The organism is Actinomyces sp., from assembly GCF_030530635.1.
GTDB lineage: Bacteria > Actinomycetota > Actinomycetes > Actinomycetales > Actinomycetaceae > Actinomyces.
On sequence record NZ_JAUMUL010000028.1, the window covers coordinates 24,392 to 40,567 of the forward strand.

At 67.8% G+C, this 16,176-nt stretch carries 13 protein-coding genes; 3 read left to right on the forward strand and 10 right to left on the reverse strand.

The annotated features are described in order from the left end of the window. The 7 genes from Q4A20_RS08080 to Q4A20_RS08110 form a co-directional block, all read right to left on the reverse strand. Complete coding sequence (locus Q4A20_RS08080; RefSeq protein ID WP_303122194.1) at nt 1-555, reverse strand: ribonuclease H; 555 nt, start codon at nt 553-555, stop codon at nt 1-3. Between the two features lie 630 nt (nt 556-1,185). Then, the gene (locus Q4A20_RS08085) at nt 1,186-1,452 is read right to left on the reverse strand and encodes an HPr family phosphocarrier protein (protein WP_073328472.1); all 267 of its coding nucleotides are present in this window, start codon (nt 1,450-1,452) and stop codon (nt 1,186-1,188) included. A gap of 156 nt (nt 1,453-1,608) precedes the next feature. Continuing rightward, nucleotides 1,609-2,985, reverse strand: a complete 1,377-nt coding sequence (locus tag Q4A20_RS08090) for a sugar ABC transporter substrate-binding protein (RefSeq protein ID WP_303122196.1) — start codon at nt 2,983-2,985, stop codon at nt 1,609-1,611. An 8-nt stretch (nt 2,986-2,993) separates the two neighbouring features. Further along, nucleotides 2,994-3,944, reverse strand: coding sequence for a carbohydrate ABC transporter permease (locus Q4A20_RS08095; RefSeq protein ID WP_303122198.1), 951 nt, complete (start codon nt 3,942-3,944; stop codon nt 2,994-2,996). A gap of 16 nt (nt 3,945-3,960) precedes the next feature. After that, complete coding sequence (locus tag Q4A20_RS08100; protein WP_303122199.1) at nt 3,961-4,869, reverse strand: carbohydrate ABC transporter permease; 909 nt, start codon at nt 4,867-4,869, stop codon at nt 3,961-3,963. Nucleotides 4,870-4,973: 104 nt separating this feature from the next. After that, nucleotides 4,974-7,157: an alpha-galactosidase gene (locus Q4A20_RS08105; protein ID WP_303122201.1), complete on the reverse strand. Its 2,184-nt coding sequence runs from the start codon at nt 7,155-7,157 to the stop codon at nt 4,974-4,976. A gap of 181 nt (nt 7,158-7,338) precedes the next feature. Next, on the reverse strand, nt 7,339-8,463 hold the full coding sequence (locus tag Q4A20_RS08110) for a GuaB3 family IMP dehydrogenase-related protein (RefSeq protein ID WP_303122202.1): 1,125 nt from the start codon (nt 8,461-8,463) through the stop codon (nt 7,339-7,341). A gap of 631 nt (nt 8,464-9,094) precedes the next feature. Between Q4A20_RS08110 and Q4A20_RS08115 the strand changes: the two genes are divergently transcribed. Next, a complete protein-coding gene (locus tag Q4A20_RS08115) occupies nt 9,095-9,859 on the forward strand; it encodes an exonuclease domain-containing protein (RefSeq protein ID WP_303122203.1) in 765 nt (254 codons plus the stop codon). Nucleotides 9,860-9,906: 47 nt separating this feature from the next. Here Q4A20_RS08115 and guaB read toward each other — a convergent pair whose 3' ends face one another. From guaB to Q4A20_RS08130, 3 genes are all read right to left on the reverse strand, one after another. Continuing rightward, nucleotides 9,907-11,430, reverse strand: coding sequence for an IMP dehydrogenase (gene guaB / locus Q4A20_RS08120; protein ID WP_303122204.1), 1,524 nt, complete (start codon nt 11,428-11,430; stop codon nt 9,907-9,909). A gap of 309 nt (nt 11,431-11,739) precedes the next feature. After that, on the reverse strand, nt 11,740-12,036 hold the full coding sequence (gene groES, locus Q4A20_RS08125) for a co-chaperone GroES (RefSeq protein WP_103064229.1): 297 nt from the start codon (nt 12,034-12,036) through the stop codon (nt 11,740-11,742). 267 nt (nt 12,037-12,303) lie between these two features. Further along, nucleotides 12,304-12,906: a vancomycin high temperature exclusion protein gene (locus tag Q4A20_RS08130; RefSeq protein ID WP_303122209.1), complete on the reverse strand. Its 603-nt coding sequence runs from the start codon at nt 12,904-12,906 to the stop codon at nt 12,304-12,306. Between the two features lie 397 nt (nt 12,907-13,303). Between Q4A20_RS08130 and Q4A20_RS08135 the strand changes: the two genes are divergently transcribed. Together Q4A20_RS08135 and Q4A20_RS08140 are read left to right on the forward strand one after the other, a co-directional pair. Continuing rightward, nucleotides 13,304-14,596, forward strand: coding sequence for a class I SAM-dependent methyltransferase (locus Q4A20_RS08135; protein ID WP_303122206.1), 1,293 nt, complete (start codon nt 13,304-13,306; stop codon nt 14,594-14,596). A gap of 93 nt (nt 14,597-14,689) precedes the next feature. Then, nucleotides 14,690-15,952, forward strand: a complete 1,263-nt coding sequence (locus Q4A20_RS08140; RefSeq protein WP_303122207.1) for a glutamate--cysteine ligase — start codon at nt 14,690-14,692, stop codon at nt 15,950-15,952. Nucleotides 15,953-16,176 lie beyond the last annotated feature (224 nt).

A 16,176-nucleotide genomic window follows, 5' to 3' on the forward strand; every position in this document is an offset into this window, starting at 1 on the left:
TCAGAAGAGCGTCTCGGCTCGGTTCTGAGCTTGCCGCGGTGCGGGGCTCGGCTCTACGGAGTTGGGCCCCGCGTCTGCGCCGGGACGGGTCCAGCCGGGGCCGGTAGGCACCGTGGTGCCCCGCTGGTAGGCCGTGGCGGCCGCGCGGGCGCGCTGGTCGGCGGCCTCATTCATAGGGTGCCCGACGTGCCCGCGCACCCATTCGAAGCGGACCTTGCGCCCACGCATGGCCGCATCCAGTTGCTTCATCAGGTCGTCGTTGAGCACCGGCTTACCGTCACCCTTGCGCCAGCCACGCTTCTTCCAGCCATGGATCCACTTGGTCAGGGAGTTGATGACGTACTGGGAGTCGGCCTGGATGACCAGCTCCTCACCGGCCAGGCCCGCCTGGGCGGTCGCCTGCAGCAGCTCCAGCACGGCGGTGAGCTCGCCGCGGTTGTTGGTGGAGTTCTCCCAGCCACCCGCCGCCCAGCAGTCTTCATCCACGTACCAAGCCCAGCCGGCCGGTCCGGGGTTGCCCAGGGCCGAGCCGTCCGCCGCAGCGATGATCGTCATGCCTGCACCTTACCGGCTCGACTCACCGACTCGTCTCACCTCACTGCGACAGACCGGCCGAATGCCGAAGTAGATAGATATTCGTGTTTGTGGGTGTGAGGCTGGCTGGTGTGGTGCTTGGGGTCGTCTGCTACGCCGGTTAGGTGTTTGCTGAAGGGCTGCGGAGCCTCCAGCACAGGCTGAAGGGGCGTAGTAAAGGCTGAAGGGGCGTACGCAACGCCGTCTCCAACGCTCCCCCGACCCTCCACTTGGACCCCATACGTCGGTTTGGACCCCTGGCGTCGGTTTGGACCGCTCCAGTAGCACACTACGGCGGTCCGAACGGAGCGAAGCGGTCCAAATGGAGGTTGACGGTCCAAACAGAAGAAAGCGCTCCAAACAGGGCAGGTCGTTGGCGAACATCCCACGACGCGCCGGGCTACAGCACCACATTCACGCCGACACCCCCTCCACACACTCGCGCCGACAGCCCCTGTTGGCGATACGGGACCGCCGAAATGAGCGAAGTCCCGGGACCTTGTGGGCCCCGAGGGCCATCGCCGCGGCCCGTCACGCTGCAAAGAACGCGCCGCCTGCGCACCCGCCTCAGGGAGGCGGAGAGCAAGCGGCGCGTCCTGCGGCGCTAGCGCCTCAGGCGTCGAGGTCAGTCTCCAGGAGGGCCTTGAGCTCCTCCAGGGCGCCGTCCGCGCCGTCGGCGTCGGAGGCGAGGGTGACGACGTCGCCGAAGCCCGCTCCGAGCGTCATGACGCCCAGAATCGAGGAGGCATCGACGGGTGCGCCGCCCTCCTTAGCGATGGTGACGGGTACACCCTTCTCCGCTACGGCCTTGACGAAGGTCGCGGCAGGACGGGCGTGGAGGCCGACCTTGGAGGCGATAGTGGCGGTGACCTGGGCCATGTGTACTCCTTTGAGAGAACCGGATCGGCGCCCTCGGTGCAGGGACTGCACCTACGCGTCGATATGAACCAGCGTGAGGGCTGATGTCAGGCTCACACTACCCGACTTCATCACCCTACGGCTGCAAATAACGCCACGAATACGGATGTGGGCCGCTCAATCACCGTGGGCTGAGGTCTCGAACAGCAGATTGACCTGGTCGTTGTAACTGTTCAGCGTGGACGCCGATACCCGGTCCACCCAGACGGCGTCCACCGCCGGCGTAATGATCGCGTTGACGTCGGCGCCGAAGTAGGTCAGCGGGAAGAAGAAAGTCTGCCCGCCCTCATCCAGGTGCACGGTGAACGGCTCGGTTGACAGGCCGGTCTTCTCGAACACCTCTATGGCCTTCTCCGTGGAGGAGGAGATCGCCGGGAACACGATGCCGTAGGAGGCGACGATGTCCTGTGCCTCGGCCGTGCCCAGGAAGGCCACCCACTGGCTGGCCAGATCGATCTTGTCGGAGTCCTTGACGATCGAGTCGCCCAGCCCGTTGAACAGCGAGGCGCGGTTGCCGTTCGGACCGATCGGGGTCGGGGCGATACCGACATTGATGTCCAGGCCGGCGAAGGTGTTGAACATCCACGCCCCGTGAATCGCCATGGCAATGGATCCGGAGCCGAGCTGGATGTCCGTGCTCGTCGCATCCGAGAAAGCGCCGTTGGGGTTCAAGTAGCCCTTGTCCACCAGGCCGAAGTACCAATCCAGGGTGCGCTGGAAATCCGGGTCGTCATAACGGTAACGGGTGCCCCAGGTCTCCTTGTCCGTGTAGTGCCAGTCCCCCACCGTGGCGGTGAAGGGACTCCACTGGGTCTGCCCGTCATTGGAACCGGAGTCCTGTATGCCCAGGCCGTATACCTTCACGTGCTTGGGGTCGAAGCCCTCCTCATCGCCGCGAACACCGTTGCGGTCCACGGTGAGACGGGCGAGTATGCGCTCGAAAGTGCCGCCGTCGTCGGGGTTCCACTGGCAGGTCTGGATCTCCTCCTCGGAGATACCCGCCTCGGCCAGCATGTCCTGGTTGTAGAACAGCGCCACGGTGTCCCAGTCCTTGGGGCAGCCGTACTGGTGGCCGTCATCCCCCTTCCACAGGTCCAGCAGGCCCTCCTGAAAGGCTGACTCGTCGACGCCGGACCAGGCGGGCTGCTCATCAAGCGGAACCAGCACGTCCAGGTCGACGAACTGGGCGAACCTGGCGATGTGATCGACGAATACGTCCGGGCCGGTACCGGCAATGAAGCCGGCCGTCAACTTGGTCCAGTAGTCACCCCAGCCGATCTGGGTGATGTTGACGGTGATGCCCGTCTTCTCCTTGAAACGCTCGGCGCAGGCCGCGTAGGCGGGTTCCTGGCTGGCGTCCCACATCCAGTAGTCGATGGTGTTGGACCTCGTGTGCTTATCACCGCCGGAGCAGGCCGCCAGCGTGAGTGCCGTGGCGCCGGCGAACGCGCCGGTGAGCAGGCCTCGGCGGGTGAGCATGAGCTTGTGGTTCATCTCGTTCCTCACTTGATTCCGGTGAAGCCGATGGAGTTGACGATACGCTTGGCCGCCGCCATGAACAGCAACAGCATGGGCAGGGCGGCCACGAGTGTGGCGGCCATGAGGCCCGACCAGTCGGTGCCGGAAGTCGGGGCCTGGGCGCGGAAGACGGCGACGGCCACGGTCAGCACGCGCGAGGAGTCCGTGTAGGACACGAGCAGCGGCCAGAAGTAGTCGTTCCAGGCCGTGATGTAGGTGATGATCGCCAAGGTGGTGATGGGTGCCGCCGCCATCGGCAGGATCAACTGGAAGAAGACCCGGATCTTCGAGGCGCCGTCGAGCAGGGCGGCCTCCTCCAACTCCCGGGGAATATTCATGAAGAACTGCCGCAGGAAGAACACCGCGAAGGGCGTCATGAACATGGTCGGCAGGGCCACGCCCAGCAGGTTGTCGATCAGCCCGATCTGCTTGACCAACACAAAGTTGGGCAGCAGCGTGAAGATCGACGGCACCATAAGAGCAGCCAGGAACAGGGTGAACACGGCGTCCCGGCCGCGCCAACGCAGGCGCGAGAAGGAGTAGGCCGCCATGGCGGAGAAGAACACCTGTCCGGCGGTAACCAGCGTGGACACGATCACCGAGTTGCGCAGGTAGATCCAGAAGTTCATGGAGGCGCCGGAGCCGCCGTCGGCCAGGGCCTCCTCGGTTGATTGCATGCCGAACACGCGGGCAAAGCCGCGCAGGTTGAAGTCGACCGGCAGAATAGAGGTGGGATCGGAGGTGATCCCGGCGTTGGAGGACAGGGCCGTACGCAGGACCCAGTAGAAGGGCAGGATCGTGATGATCATGACCAGGGCCATGAAGATCCAGGCGATCACCCGGCCGACGGACACGCCCTGCTTGCCCGCCCGACCGCCGGAGGTCTCAGGACTGTTGGTAGCGGGAGCGGCGCCGGTGGTGGCGAGAGTGCTCATGGTTCGTTTGTTCCTCTCAGTCCAGGTCCGTCTCACCCGCACGGGTCATGCGGTACTGAAGAATCGTGATCGCTGCCAGCACAATGAGCAGCCCCACCGCCATGGCGGAGGCATAGCCGAACTGGAAGCGGCTGAAGGCCATGTCGTAGATGTAGTACTGCAGCACGCGGCTGGCGTTTACCGGACCACCCTGGGTGGTCACCGAAACCGTGTCGAATACCTGGAAGGACCCGATCATCGTCATGATCAGGACCAGCGCCAGGATGGGGCGCAGCAGCGGCACCGTGATCTTCCAGAACATGGTCCACTCACTGGCGCCGTCCATTTTGCCGGCCTCGTAGACGGTGCCCGGGATCGACTGCAATCCGGCGAAGATCAGCAGGGCCGTGTACCCCACGTGGCGCCAAACGTTGATCACGGCGATGGTGGGGATGGCCAGGGCGGAGGAGAAGAAGTTGACGTTCTCCCCGGTGATGGCGGAGATGATCTCGTTGGAGATGCCCAGGGTGTTGTCCAGGATCCACAGCCACAGCATGGCAACCACGACGTTGGACACCAGGTAGGGGGTCAACACGATTGAGCGCACCAGCGTCGACTGGGTCAGCCGCTGCATGAGCACGGCGATCACCAGGGCGAGCACGGTCTGGAGACCGATATTGATCACCACGTACTCAAGCGTGACCCGTACGGCGTTCCAGAAGATGGAATCGCCGATCATGCGTTGGTAGTTGGCCAGGCCGGTGAACTGCTCCGGGGTCAGCAGGTTGTACTCGGTGAAGGACAGCCAGATGCCCCGGATCAGGGGCCAGATGTAGAAGGCGATCAGACCGATGCCGGCGGGAATGATGAAGGCGATGCCGAGCAGGCGATCATCCTTCAGTTTCCTGCGCAGCGCCGGCGCCATCGCGGCGTTTGCTGTGGACATGGGCGGTGAGCGCTCCGTTCTTATTGGGGATTTCGATGACGGTTCGAAGCTGAATGGGAGGTGCCGGTCGAGCCGTCCCGATCAGGCGGCGGCCCGACCGGCCTTCACACGGCGGTGACGCGCACCAGCAGCGTATGGTCCGGGTGAATGACCGGCAGCGACAGCCCGGTGGACACCAGGTAGGAGCCGGGCAGAACGATGCCCTCCGGACGGGTCCAGGCGGCCTCATAAACGTGCCCCTCATACAGTGGCGCTGCCAGCCGCACCCGGTAGCTGCGCTCACGGTCCAGGCCGGGTAGAGGCCGCGGCGCGCCGGGCCAAGTGAGCGCCTGCCCCAGAGCGGTCAGCCCGTACAGGGCGTCGGAGCGGTCGGGGGCGACCACCCCTTGGACGCGCACGGCATCCTCCTCATCGACGTCGGCGTGGACGACGGTGCCGGCATGCAGCAGGGGGCGCAACTGCTTGTGCAGGGCGATCAGCTCGGCCAGGCCGCGCTTATCGGCGTCGGTGGCACTCAGCAGGTCCCACTCGACGCCCATATGGCCCCACAGCGCCGTGGCCGCCCGGAAGGAGACGTCCAGCATACGCAGGGTGGTGTGGTCGCGACCGGAGCCCACATGGGTGCCGATCAACTCCGGCGGCAGCAGGGTCGTGGTGCCGCGGTTGATGGCGGTGCGGTCGTGGGCGTCGTTGCAGTCCGAGGTCCAAACGCGCTGGGTGTGCTCAATGATGCCCAGATCGATGCGGCCGCCGCCGCCGCAGCAGGACTCGATCTCCAGCCCCGGGAAGCGCTCATGCAGGGCGTCCATGAGCCGGTAGAGGGCGACGGTCTGATCGTGCACGGCCGGGGCACCGTAGCGGGTGCCGAGGTCGGTGTTGGGCGCCATGTGCCCGGCGGCGAGCACCGTGGAGTTGTGGTCCCACTTGATGTAGGCGATGTCGAGGCGCTCCACCAAGTCGGCAATGGCCCCGTACAGGTACTCCCAGGCGCCGGGCGCCGTCAGATCCAGGACCCGCTGGTGCCGGTGCTCGACGGCGCCGCCGGCACCGTCGGACAGGACCCAGTCGGGGTGGGCGCGAGCCAGGTCGGAGTCCAGGTTGATCATCTCCGGCTCGAACCACAGCCCGAACTCCATGCCGAGGGAGCGCACGTGCTCCGCCAGCGGCTCCAGTCCGGTGGGCCAGACCTCCGGGGAGACCTGCCAGTCCCCCAGGCCGGAGGTGTCGTCGCGCCGGGAACCGAACCAGCCGTCGTCGACGACAAAGCGCTCGATTCCTATTGCCGCGGCCTCGTCGGCCAGAGCCTTCAGGGTGTCCAGATCGTGGTTGAAGTAGACGGCCTCCCAGACGTTGAGTAGGACGGGGCGGGGCCGAGTCGGGTAGGAGGGCAGCGCGCGCACATGAGCGTGCGAGCGCGCGGCCAGGGCATCCAGGCCATCCCCCCAGGAGGCCACCAACCAGGGCGTGGTGTAGGACTGTCCGGCACCAAGCACCACTTCACCGGGCTGGAGCAGCTCCCCCGCGCCCAGCAACCGGTAGCCCTGGGAGGGGTGGGAGGCCAGAGCACGGGTGTTGCCGGACCAGGCGAGGTGGACGCCGTGCACCCGGCCGCGGCGCCAACCGAAGCCGGCGGTGCCGGCCACCATCCAGGTGAAGGCATCGTGTCCCGGACGGCCTTCCCAGGACTCGCGCAGCCGGATGCCGGGAGCGAAGGGCGTGCGCACGGGCTGACGCTCGAAGGCGTGGTGTCCGGTGAAGTCCATCAGCTCGGTGGCGTCGGCGGGCACCGGCAGCACCGGGGTGAGTTCATCGATCACCAGGGGTGCGGCATCGGGCCCGGCAGTGTCGGCGACCTGGGCTTGCAGGCGCAGCAGTCCGGTGGGCTCCAGCCGCAGCACTGTGGTCAGCTCAATGCCGTGAATGGTGTCGCGTGCGGTGGAGGTGATCACGTCGGCCGCTCCACCGGGGGCTTCCACGGTCTCGACAGTGTGGCTGACGGTCTGCGGATGCACGGAGAAGGCCGAGCCGTCCGCGCGGTGCAGCAGGACGGCGGGGCGTGCCGACCAACCCAGATGCGGCAGTGGCAGCACCGGCAGGTCGGGGGTGGTCCAACTCTGGTTGGAACCGGTGGCCATGGTCTGCGCCAGGCCGACATCGGCGAAGGCCGCGCCTTCGAACCCGCCCAGATCCTCGCCCCAATGGCGTACCACGGGGTGCCGGTCGGGTAGCAGGCCCACGATGAGCGATGTGCCGCCGCGGCGCAGGTGGACGTTACGGGAATCGGTCACGGCGTCTCCTTCGACTTGTCTCAATCCACGGCTGGGATCGTGCGGGCATCCCCGTGCGATGACCGCTGTGGCACGGCCCGGGGCGCGGATTATTTTATAGTCGAAGAAATGGGTGGCGTCAAACATGCACGCGCATGCGGACGCACAGGCGGTGTCGATCCGCCGCGTCCACGGCGCTTAGTCAGCTCGGCTCGTAGGGGGCGACGACGATCTCGACGCGCTGCAGCTCCTTGACGTCGGCGTAGCCGGTGGTGGCGAGTGTGCGGCGCAGGGCGCCCATGAGGTTCAGGGTGCCGTCGGCACGGTCCGAGGGGCCGGAGAGGATCTGTTCCATGGTGCCGACTGTGCCGACGTGGCTGCGATAGCCGCGGGGCAGCCGCTCGTGGCGGGCCTCGGCACCCCAGTGGTAGCCGCCGCCGGGGGCCTCCTGGGCGCGGGCGAGGGCGGCGCCGAGCATGACGGCGTCGGCGCCGCAGGCAATGGCCTTGACGACGTCGCCGGAGTTGCCTACCGACCCGTCGGCGATCACGTGCACATAACGCCCGCCGGATTCGTCCATGTAGTCACGCCGGGCGGCGGCGACGTCGGCGACGGCGGTGGCCATGGGCATGTGCAGGCCGAGAACCTGACGCACGGAGGATGAGGCACCACCGCCCTGGCCGACAAGCACGCCCGCAGCTCCGGTGCGCATCAGGTGCAGGGCGGCGGTGTAGGTGGTTACGCCGCCGACCACCACGGGCACGTCCAGTTCGTAGATGAAGCGCTTGAGGTTGAGGGGCTCGACCGAACCGGACACGTGCTCGGCGGAGACCACCGAGCCGCGGATGACCAGGAGATCGACACCGGCGTCCACGACGGTGCGCCAGTGCCGCTGGGTCTGCGAGGGACTGAGCCGTCCGGCTACGACGACGCCGGCCTGCCGGATCTGTTCAAGACGGGAGACGATGAGTTCGGGCCGCACCGGCGGGAGGTAGACCTCCTGCAGCACGGCGGTGGCCTGCTCGGGCGCGGCGGAGCGAATGCGCTCCAGTGCCGGCGCCGGATCCTCGTAGCGGGTCCACAGCCCCTCCAGATCCAGTACGCCGATGCCGCCGAGCCGTCCAACCAGAATCGCCGTCTCGGGGCTCATCACCGAGTCCATGGGTGAGGCCATCACCGGCAGGTCCACGTGGTAGGCGTCTACCTGCCAGTCGACGCGCACATCCCGCACGTCGCGGGTGCGGCGCGCCGGGACCAGCGCAATGTCGTCGAAGGAATAGGCCTGGCGGGCGCGCTTGTCCCGCCCTATCTCAATCTCACCGCTCATGAAGAGCATCGTAGCGAGCACACTCGGGACGGCGAGATACGCCGTCCGCCGGTGTCGACGGCTGTCAGCAGCCGTTTGGGCGTAGACCAGGCGATCAGGCCGCAGCGGCGCCCAGGGGCTGCCCCGGGCCGGAGGTGTCACAATCGCTGACAAACACCGGCTGCCGGCTTGAACACGCACCGGCGAACGTTGTAATTCCAATGACACGCAGCGCGTGCGGGGACGCCGCTGAGCCGTTTGTCATCGATTTTGACAGTCCGCCCGGCACGTGCACCGGTTTGCCCGCCCCCGTGCCGGCACTGACCGCCGGCCTGGACCGGCCCCGGGCACGCCACAAACACGACTTCACCTCTCAAACACGGGTTCTCCTCAGACACACGAGTTTCGGAGCTTTGCAGGTGCAAGACACGTGTAAACCTCCAAAACTCGTGCGTCTGGGGGCAAACACGTGTGCGTGGCGGTTACGCGCGTGCATGACGCCGCTCACGGAGGCGGGCGCCATCAAGGCGGCGGGCGCCTGGCCGCCATATCTACCGATCTGGGCACGTAACTTCTACCGATCTCAGCGCAGGGGGTGTGCGGGGCCGGCGGCCCGCTTTTCGTGTCGGAGGCCGATGGCACACTCGGTGCCATGAGCCAGCCATCACACCCCGCCCCGGACTCACAGGCAGAATCATGGGCCTTCGGCCCGCTGCTCGGATTCGATACGGAGACCACCGGGGTCTCCCCCGCCACCGACCGGCTGGTGACGGCGGCGCTCGTCGCTCGCGGCCCGCGCGGCGCGGACGGCGCCCGTACGCAGCGGGTGACCACCTGGTTGGCGGACCCGGGCGTGCCCATCCCCGCCTCGGCCGCGGCCGTGCACGGCATCAGCACCGAGCGCGCCCGCGCCGAGGGCCGCCCGGTCGGCGAGGTGCTGGAGGAGGTGGCCTCCGCGCTGAGCGCAGCCATGTCCGCGGGCACACCCGTGGTCGCCTACAACGCCGCCTACGACCTGACCCTGTTGGAGGCCGAACTGACCCGGCACCACCTGCCCACCGTGCGCGAACGGCTGGGGCGGGAGCTGGGGCCGGTGGTGGACCCGCTGGTGATCGACCGCCGAGTGGACCGCTACCGCGGGGGCAAGCGGCGTCTGACGGACTTGTGCGCCTTCTACGGCGTGGACCCGCAGGCGGGCGGCCTGCACACCGCCGAGGTGGATGTAGTCGCCACCCTGGATGTACTGGACGCCATGGCCTACGCCCACCCGGAGATCGCCCGCATCCCGCGTGCGGAGCTGATGGCCTGGCAGGCGGCAGCGCACCGCGACTGGGCGGAGTCATTCAATGAGTTCCTGCGCCGGCGCGGCCGCACGCCCGATGTGGACCCGGCCTGGCCGCTTCCCGATGGCGCGTGAAGCGCCGACTACGGGTCAGTTCACCAAGACTGGCGCCGCACCCGCGTTCAGGACTCGCGGCCGGTGTAGTTGGGAGCCTCCACGGTCATCTTCACGTCATGCGGGTGAGACTCCTTGAGTCCGGCCGCGGTGATGCGCACGAACTGGCCATTGGCCTTCAGCTCGGGGATGGTGCGCGCCCCCACGTAGAACATCGACTGGTGCAGGCCGCCGACCAGCTGGTAGACCACATCGGCCAGAGCCCCGGAGAAGGGCACCTGCCCCTCGATGCCCTCGGGGATGATCTTGTCGTCCCCGGAGACGTCGGCCTGGAAGTAGCGGTCCTTGGAGTAGGACTTGCGGCCGCGCGAGGTCATCGCCCCGAGCGACCCCATGCCCCGGTAACGCTTCCACTGCTTACCGTTGACGAACACCAGGTCCCCGGGGGACTCAGCGCATCCGGCCAGCAGGGAGCCGAGCATGACGGTGTCCGCCCCGGCCACCAGCGCCTTGGCGATATCACCGGAGTACTGCAGGCCGCCGTCGGCGATAAGCGGCACACCGGCCGGGGTGCAGGCGCGGGCGGCCTCGTAGACGGCGGTCACCTGGGGCACGCCGACTCCCGCAACCACACGGGTGGTACAGATGGAGCCGGGGCCCACCCCCACCTTGACGGCGTCCACGCCGGCGTCTATGAGTGCCTGGGCGCCCTCGCGGGTGGCCACATTGCCGCCGATCACCTCAATGCCGGCGAAGGCCGGATCGGCCTTGATACGGGAAATCATCTCCAGGGCGAGCTTAGCCCCGCCATTGGCGGTGTCCACCACGATCACATCCACACCGGCGTCGGCCAGGGCGCCGGCCCGCTCCCAGGTGTCGCCCCAGTAGCCGACGGCCGCACCGACCACGAGACGCCCGGCAGCGTCCTTGGTGGCGGAGGGGTATTGCTCGGTCTTGACGAAGTCCTTGACGGTGATCAGCCCGGACAGGCGACCTGCGGCGTCGATTATGGGGAGCTTCTCAATGCGGTGCTCGGCCAGCAGGGCCTTGGCGTCTTCACGGGAGATACCAACAGGCCCGGTGATCAACCGCTCGCGGGGAGTCATGCACTCGCGCACCTTCAGGGTGTCCCAGCGCTCGGGCGGCACGAAGCGCAGATCGCGGTTGGTGATGATGCCCAACAGGTTGCCGGCGTCGTCCACGACCGGCAAACCGGACACCTTGTAGTGGCCGCACAACTCGTCCAGCTGGGAGATGGTGGCGTCCGGGCCGACCGTGACCGGATCGGAGACCATGCCCGACTCCGAGCGCTTTACCCGGCGCACGTGCTGGGCCTGCTCCTCGATCGACAGGTTGCGGTGCAGGATGCCGATGCCGCCCTGCCGGGCCATGGCGATGGCCATGTCGGACTCGGTGACGGTGTCCATGGCGGCGCTCAGCAGCGGGGTGGCCAGGCAGATGCGGCGGGTCAGGCGGGAGGTCGTATCGACCTCGGAGGGGATGACGTCGGTCAGCCTGGGCAGCAGGAGGACGTCGTCATAGGTAAGTCCGGTGGGGGCGAAGGTGTCGGGGCTGGTGATCGAGTCGCTCACGTAAGCATCGTAAAACCCGCGCGGTGGCCGACGCACGCCGGAGAGCCGCCACAGGCGCCACGCACGGCGCAGCCTGGCACCAGCCGCGGAGCGCCCGGGAAACAGCTCCCGCGGCACGACCGTGGGGGGGGCGGGCCCCGGCCGGCCCCCCACCCCCACCCGGGGTTTGGCCCGGGTACTACCCGAACAACGGGGGGCGACCCCCCCCGCGGCCCCCCGGGAAACCCCCCCCCCCGCCCCGCCGGGGGGGCGCCCGGCAGGGCCCGCCCCCCCCACAGCGAGCCTTGAGTAGGCCGGTGAACTACCGGATCAGCGGGTGACGACCGCCAGGACGTCACGTGCGGACAGGATCAGGTAGTCCTCGCCCTCGTAGCTGACCTCGGTGCCGCCGTACTTGGAGTAGATGACGACGTCGCCTTCGGCAACGTCCACCGGGATGCGCTTGCCGGAGTCGTCGACACGGCCCGGGCCCACGGCCACGACCTTGCCCTCCTGCGGCTTCTCCTTGGCGGTGTCCGGGATGACCAGCCCGGACGCGGTGGTCTGCTCGGCCTCGACCGTCTGCACGACGATCCGGTCCTCGAGCGGCTTGATGGAGATCGACATGCGTTCTCCCCTTCTCGCTTCTTGAGTGTGTAATGACAGGATGCCGCATCCCGAGGTGCCAAGCCGCCGTCGCGGGGGTCGGACCGACACGCGTGAGTTGCGGGTCGCGCGAGGAGCCGAAGCACTTCACGCGCCGGGGGAGAATCTACGCGCACCGTTAGCACTCAGTCAATGCGAGTGCTAAATCGCTCATCCCGGCCAGTGGCCTGCGTCGGGCGCGGCATGCCGGCCGGCTCCGGACGCGGCGGTGTCGGCCGGCGCCGATACTCACGCATTCCGCCTGGCGCGGGTCCAGGCGATCGCCTCGTCGACGCCGGTCTCCCGGTCTCCCAGCATGGGCGTGCGGTCGGTGACCACGTCCCAGGCGGCCTTGACGGAGGCTCCGCGCTCACGCAGCCAACTGTATGCCCAGGTGCTGCGGTTGGCACGGGCGCGTCCGTCCCCCACGCCGGACGCCTGCACGCCGACGCTCCGACACACCGCTACGGCCCGTGGTTCATGGAAGTCCTGACTGACGAGGATCGCCTCGGATACGCCGAAGACACTGCGGGCGCGCACGCACGTGGCATAGGTGTCGAAGCCCGCATAGTCGACGGCGATCGCCTGCGCCGGTATTCCCGCCTGCACCAGGTACTCGTGCATGGCTATGGGCTCGTTGTACGTCGCCTGACCGTTATCACCCGAAACCAGGATGGCGTCCACGCGCCCCGACTCGTATAGATCCACGGCCACGTCCAAGCGGTAACGCAACCACGGCGAGGGCTCACCGGAGGAGTACACGGAGGCGCCCAGCACAATCGCGACCGGTGCTGTCGCGTCGTCATCGGCTGTCCCATGCTCGGTCACATGTCCAGCGGAGGCCAGCCACACCCAGGCGTTGGGCACTGCCACCGCGGCTACCGCGAGCGCGACCAGTCCGCCCACGGCCCACCGCCAGCGGCGCCTATTGCGTCGTGCCACGCAGGTCCTCCTTCTCCCGACCGGCAGCCGGGGTCGCTCGTTGTTGCGTGGGGCCACGCCCGGTGCACGCCCGACGTCCATGCCCCACCCGCCATCAGGCGTGCCAGCGTAGCGCCTGATGGGGGTCGTGACGATCACCTCCTGATTCCATCCGCACACTCCGCCAGCCGCGCACACCCGGCGGGTGCGGGACAGGTCACTGTGGGTGAGCCACTCATGCCGATTGGTCGCCGACACGATGACCGGTAAGTGAGACAACTCTCCCGATGCGGCACGCAGGCGGGTTGCCGTGTCATGATTCTGGGCGATGGACGGATCCGACTTCGCCCCGCTGCTGACTCCTGAGGGATGGCGGCTACTCGACTCCTTGCCCGCCTACGACCCTGAGCAGTCCCTGGCTCTGGGCGAGTCGCTGCGACGGGAGGGCCATTCGCCCGCACTGGTGGCAGCGGCCCTGACCCAGCAGCGGCTGCGCGGCCGCGCTACCGCAAAGTTCGGCCCCTTCGCCGACCGCATGCTGTTCACTCCCGACGGCCTGGAGCAGGCCACCAGGCTGGCGGTGTCCGCCCACCACGCCTCTCGCTACGCCCGCGCCGATGTCCGCCACGTGGCGGATCTGGGCTGCGGTATCGGTGGGGACTCAATGGCATTGGCCGCCTTGTGCAGCCGCGTGCTGGCCGTCGAGTGGGACGAGCCGACGGCGGCGCTGGCCACCGTGAATCTCACCCCCTTCCCCAACGCCGAGGTGCGCTGTGCCGACGCTTTGAGTCTGGATCTGGCCGCCGAGGGCGTCGACGCCGTCTTCGCCGATCCGGCCCGCCGCGCCGCCGGACGACGCATTGAGAATCCGGCCCAGTGGTCACCACCACTGGAGCGGATCCTGGCCCTAAGGGAGCAGGTCGCAGCACTGGGGGTGAAGGCCGCCCCCGGCATCGACCATGCGCTGCTGCCCGCCGACTCTCACGTGCAGTGGGTGAGCGTGGACCGTGAAGTGGTCGAAGCCGGTATCTGGTGCGGTCCGCTCGCCGTAGAGGGGCCGGGCCGTTCTGCACTGGTACTGCACTCCCGCCGGGACGGCGAGATGACCGCGCACACATTGGCCGATCCCGACTGCTCCGCCCCTTCGACTCCCCCGAGTCAGCTCGATCCGGTGACCGGGCCGGAGTCCCTGGGCCCCTTCATTTATGAGCCCGACGGCGCCGCCATCCGCGCCGGTCTGGTCGCCCACCTCGGAGAACGCCTGAGGGCACGCCCAGTCGGTCACCGCATCGCCTATCTGACCGGTCCCAACCCGACCGGTGCGGAACTGGCTCCCTTCGTCCGCACCTGGCGGCTGGTGGAGGTGTTGCCCCTGCACCTGAAGGCATTGCGCACCCGCGTACGCAGTCGCGGCATCGGACGTCTGGAGATACACGCCCGCGGGGTGGGCACCTCCCCCGATGCACTGCGCACCTCGCTGCGTCCGCACGGGGATGCCGCAGAGACCTGGCTGCTGACCCGTGTCGGCCCCCGAGACGCCGTTCATGACCGCTCCCCCAAGGGGGCCGTACTCGTCGTCGAGGCCGTAACCACCGCCTGTTCTGGGCCTGTGGGCGCCTGATCCAGTCCGGATCGGACGACCACAGTCTCGGCGCCGTCGGCGCCCCCTCCCAGACTCGTAGACCGCTCATCCGCCTACGTGAGGAGCACCGCCATGACACCGACCACACCTGCCTTCACCCGACCTCTCAAGTCCCACCTGAGTCATCGGGAGGCACTGCCATTCGCCCACTCCGAACGCTCCACGCTCGGCATCGAATGGGAGTTGCAGCTCGTCGATCGTGACAGCTTGGATCTGCGACAGTGCGCGGCAGACATTCTGCGCCCGATGAGCGATGACCCGAATATCCACGGCGAGATGATGCTCAACACCGTGGAATTGGTATCCGGCGCCCGCAACACGGTCGCCGAGTGCATTGAGGACATAGCTCTGGCCTACGACCGGCTGCTGCCGGTCACCGAGCCGCTGCACGTGGAGCTGGCCAGCGCCGGCACACATCCTTTCGCCGACCCGCTCGTGCAGAAGGTCACCGATGCCGAGCGTTACGCCCGGCTGGTGGAGCGCACTCGCCTGTGGGGTCACCAGATGCTCATCTTCGGCACCCATGTGCACGTCGGCGTTGAGGACCGCTCCAAGGTCCTGCCGATCCTGTCAGCCCTGCTAACCCGCGCCGCCCACCTACAATGCCTGAGCGCTTCCTCCCCGTTCTGGGCGGGGGCTTCCACCGGCTACGCGGACAACCGGGCCATGATGTTCCAACAGCTGCCGACGGCGGGGGCGCCGCATCAGTTGGGCACCTGGCAGGAGTTGGAGGGCTTCGTAGGCGACATGGTCCACACCGGGGTCATTGAGGACTTCACAGAGGTCCGCTGGGACGTGCGCCCGTCGCCGCGGCTGGGGACCATTGAGGTGCGCTCCTGCGACGCGGCCACCAACCTGACCGAGTTGGCCGGAATCGCCGCCCTGACTCAGTGCCTGGTGGAGGACTTCTCGCGGCGTCTGGACCGTGGCGAGCAGTTGGACGCGCTGCCGCCCTGGTACGTCAATGAGAACAAGTGGCGCTCCGCCCGTTACGGCATGGATGCCATCCTCATCACCGATTCCTCCGGGACGGAGGAACTGGTGACGGACACGGTCGCACGCATGCTGAACGACTTGGCGCCGGTGGCCGCGGACCTGGGCTGCGAGGTGGAGCTGGACGGCGTGCGCGCCACCCTCACGGCCGGAGCCTCCTACCAGCGTCAACTGGCCGCCGCCGAGGCGGCAAGCAGCAATGAGGCGGCCGTGCGCCTGCTGTTGGAGGAGGTGCGCGCCGGCCGGCCACTGGCTCCGGACGAAGTCACCGCCCTGGTGTCCAATGACATCCGCCCCGGAGCAGAAACTCCTCCCCACCGCCCCTCGCGATACCGGCACTAGCCCCTCCCCGAGGTCGGTAGTTGTTACGTGCCGAGGTCGGTAGTTGTTACGTACCGAGGTCGGTCGATACGGGAACGGCCCCATGCTTGCGCGTCTTCCGGTGGGTGTCGCAGAGGATGACCTTTCTCCCATGGCCCTCGGCAAGTCGCCCGAGGACGCGGCTGGCTCCCGGAGCCTGTCAAGTTTTCTGTGTAAGCGGGTTGTTGCTTACAGGTAGGGGCGGA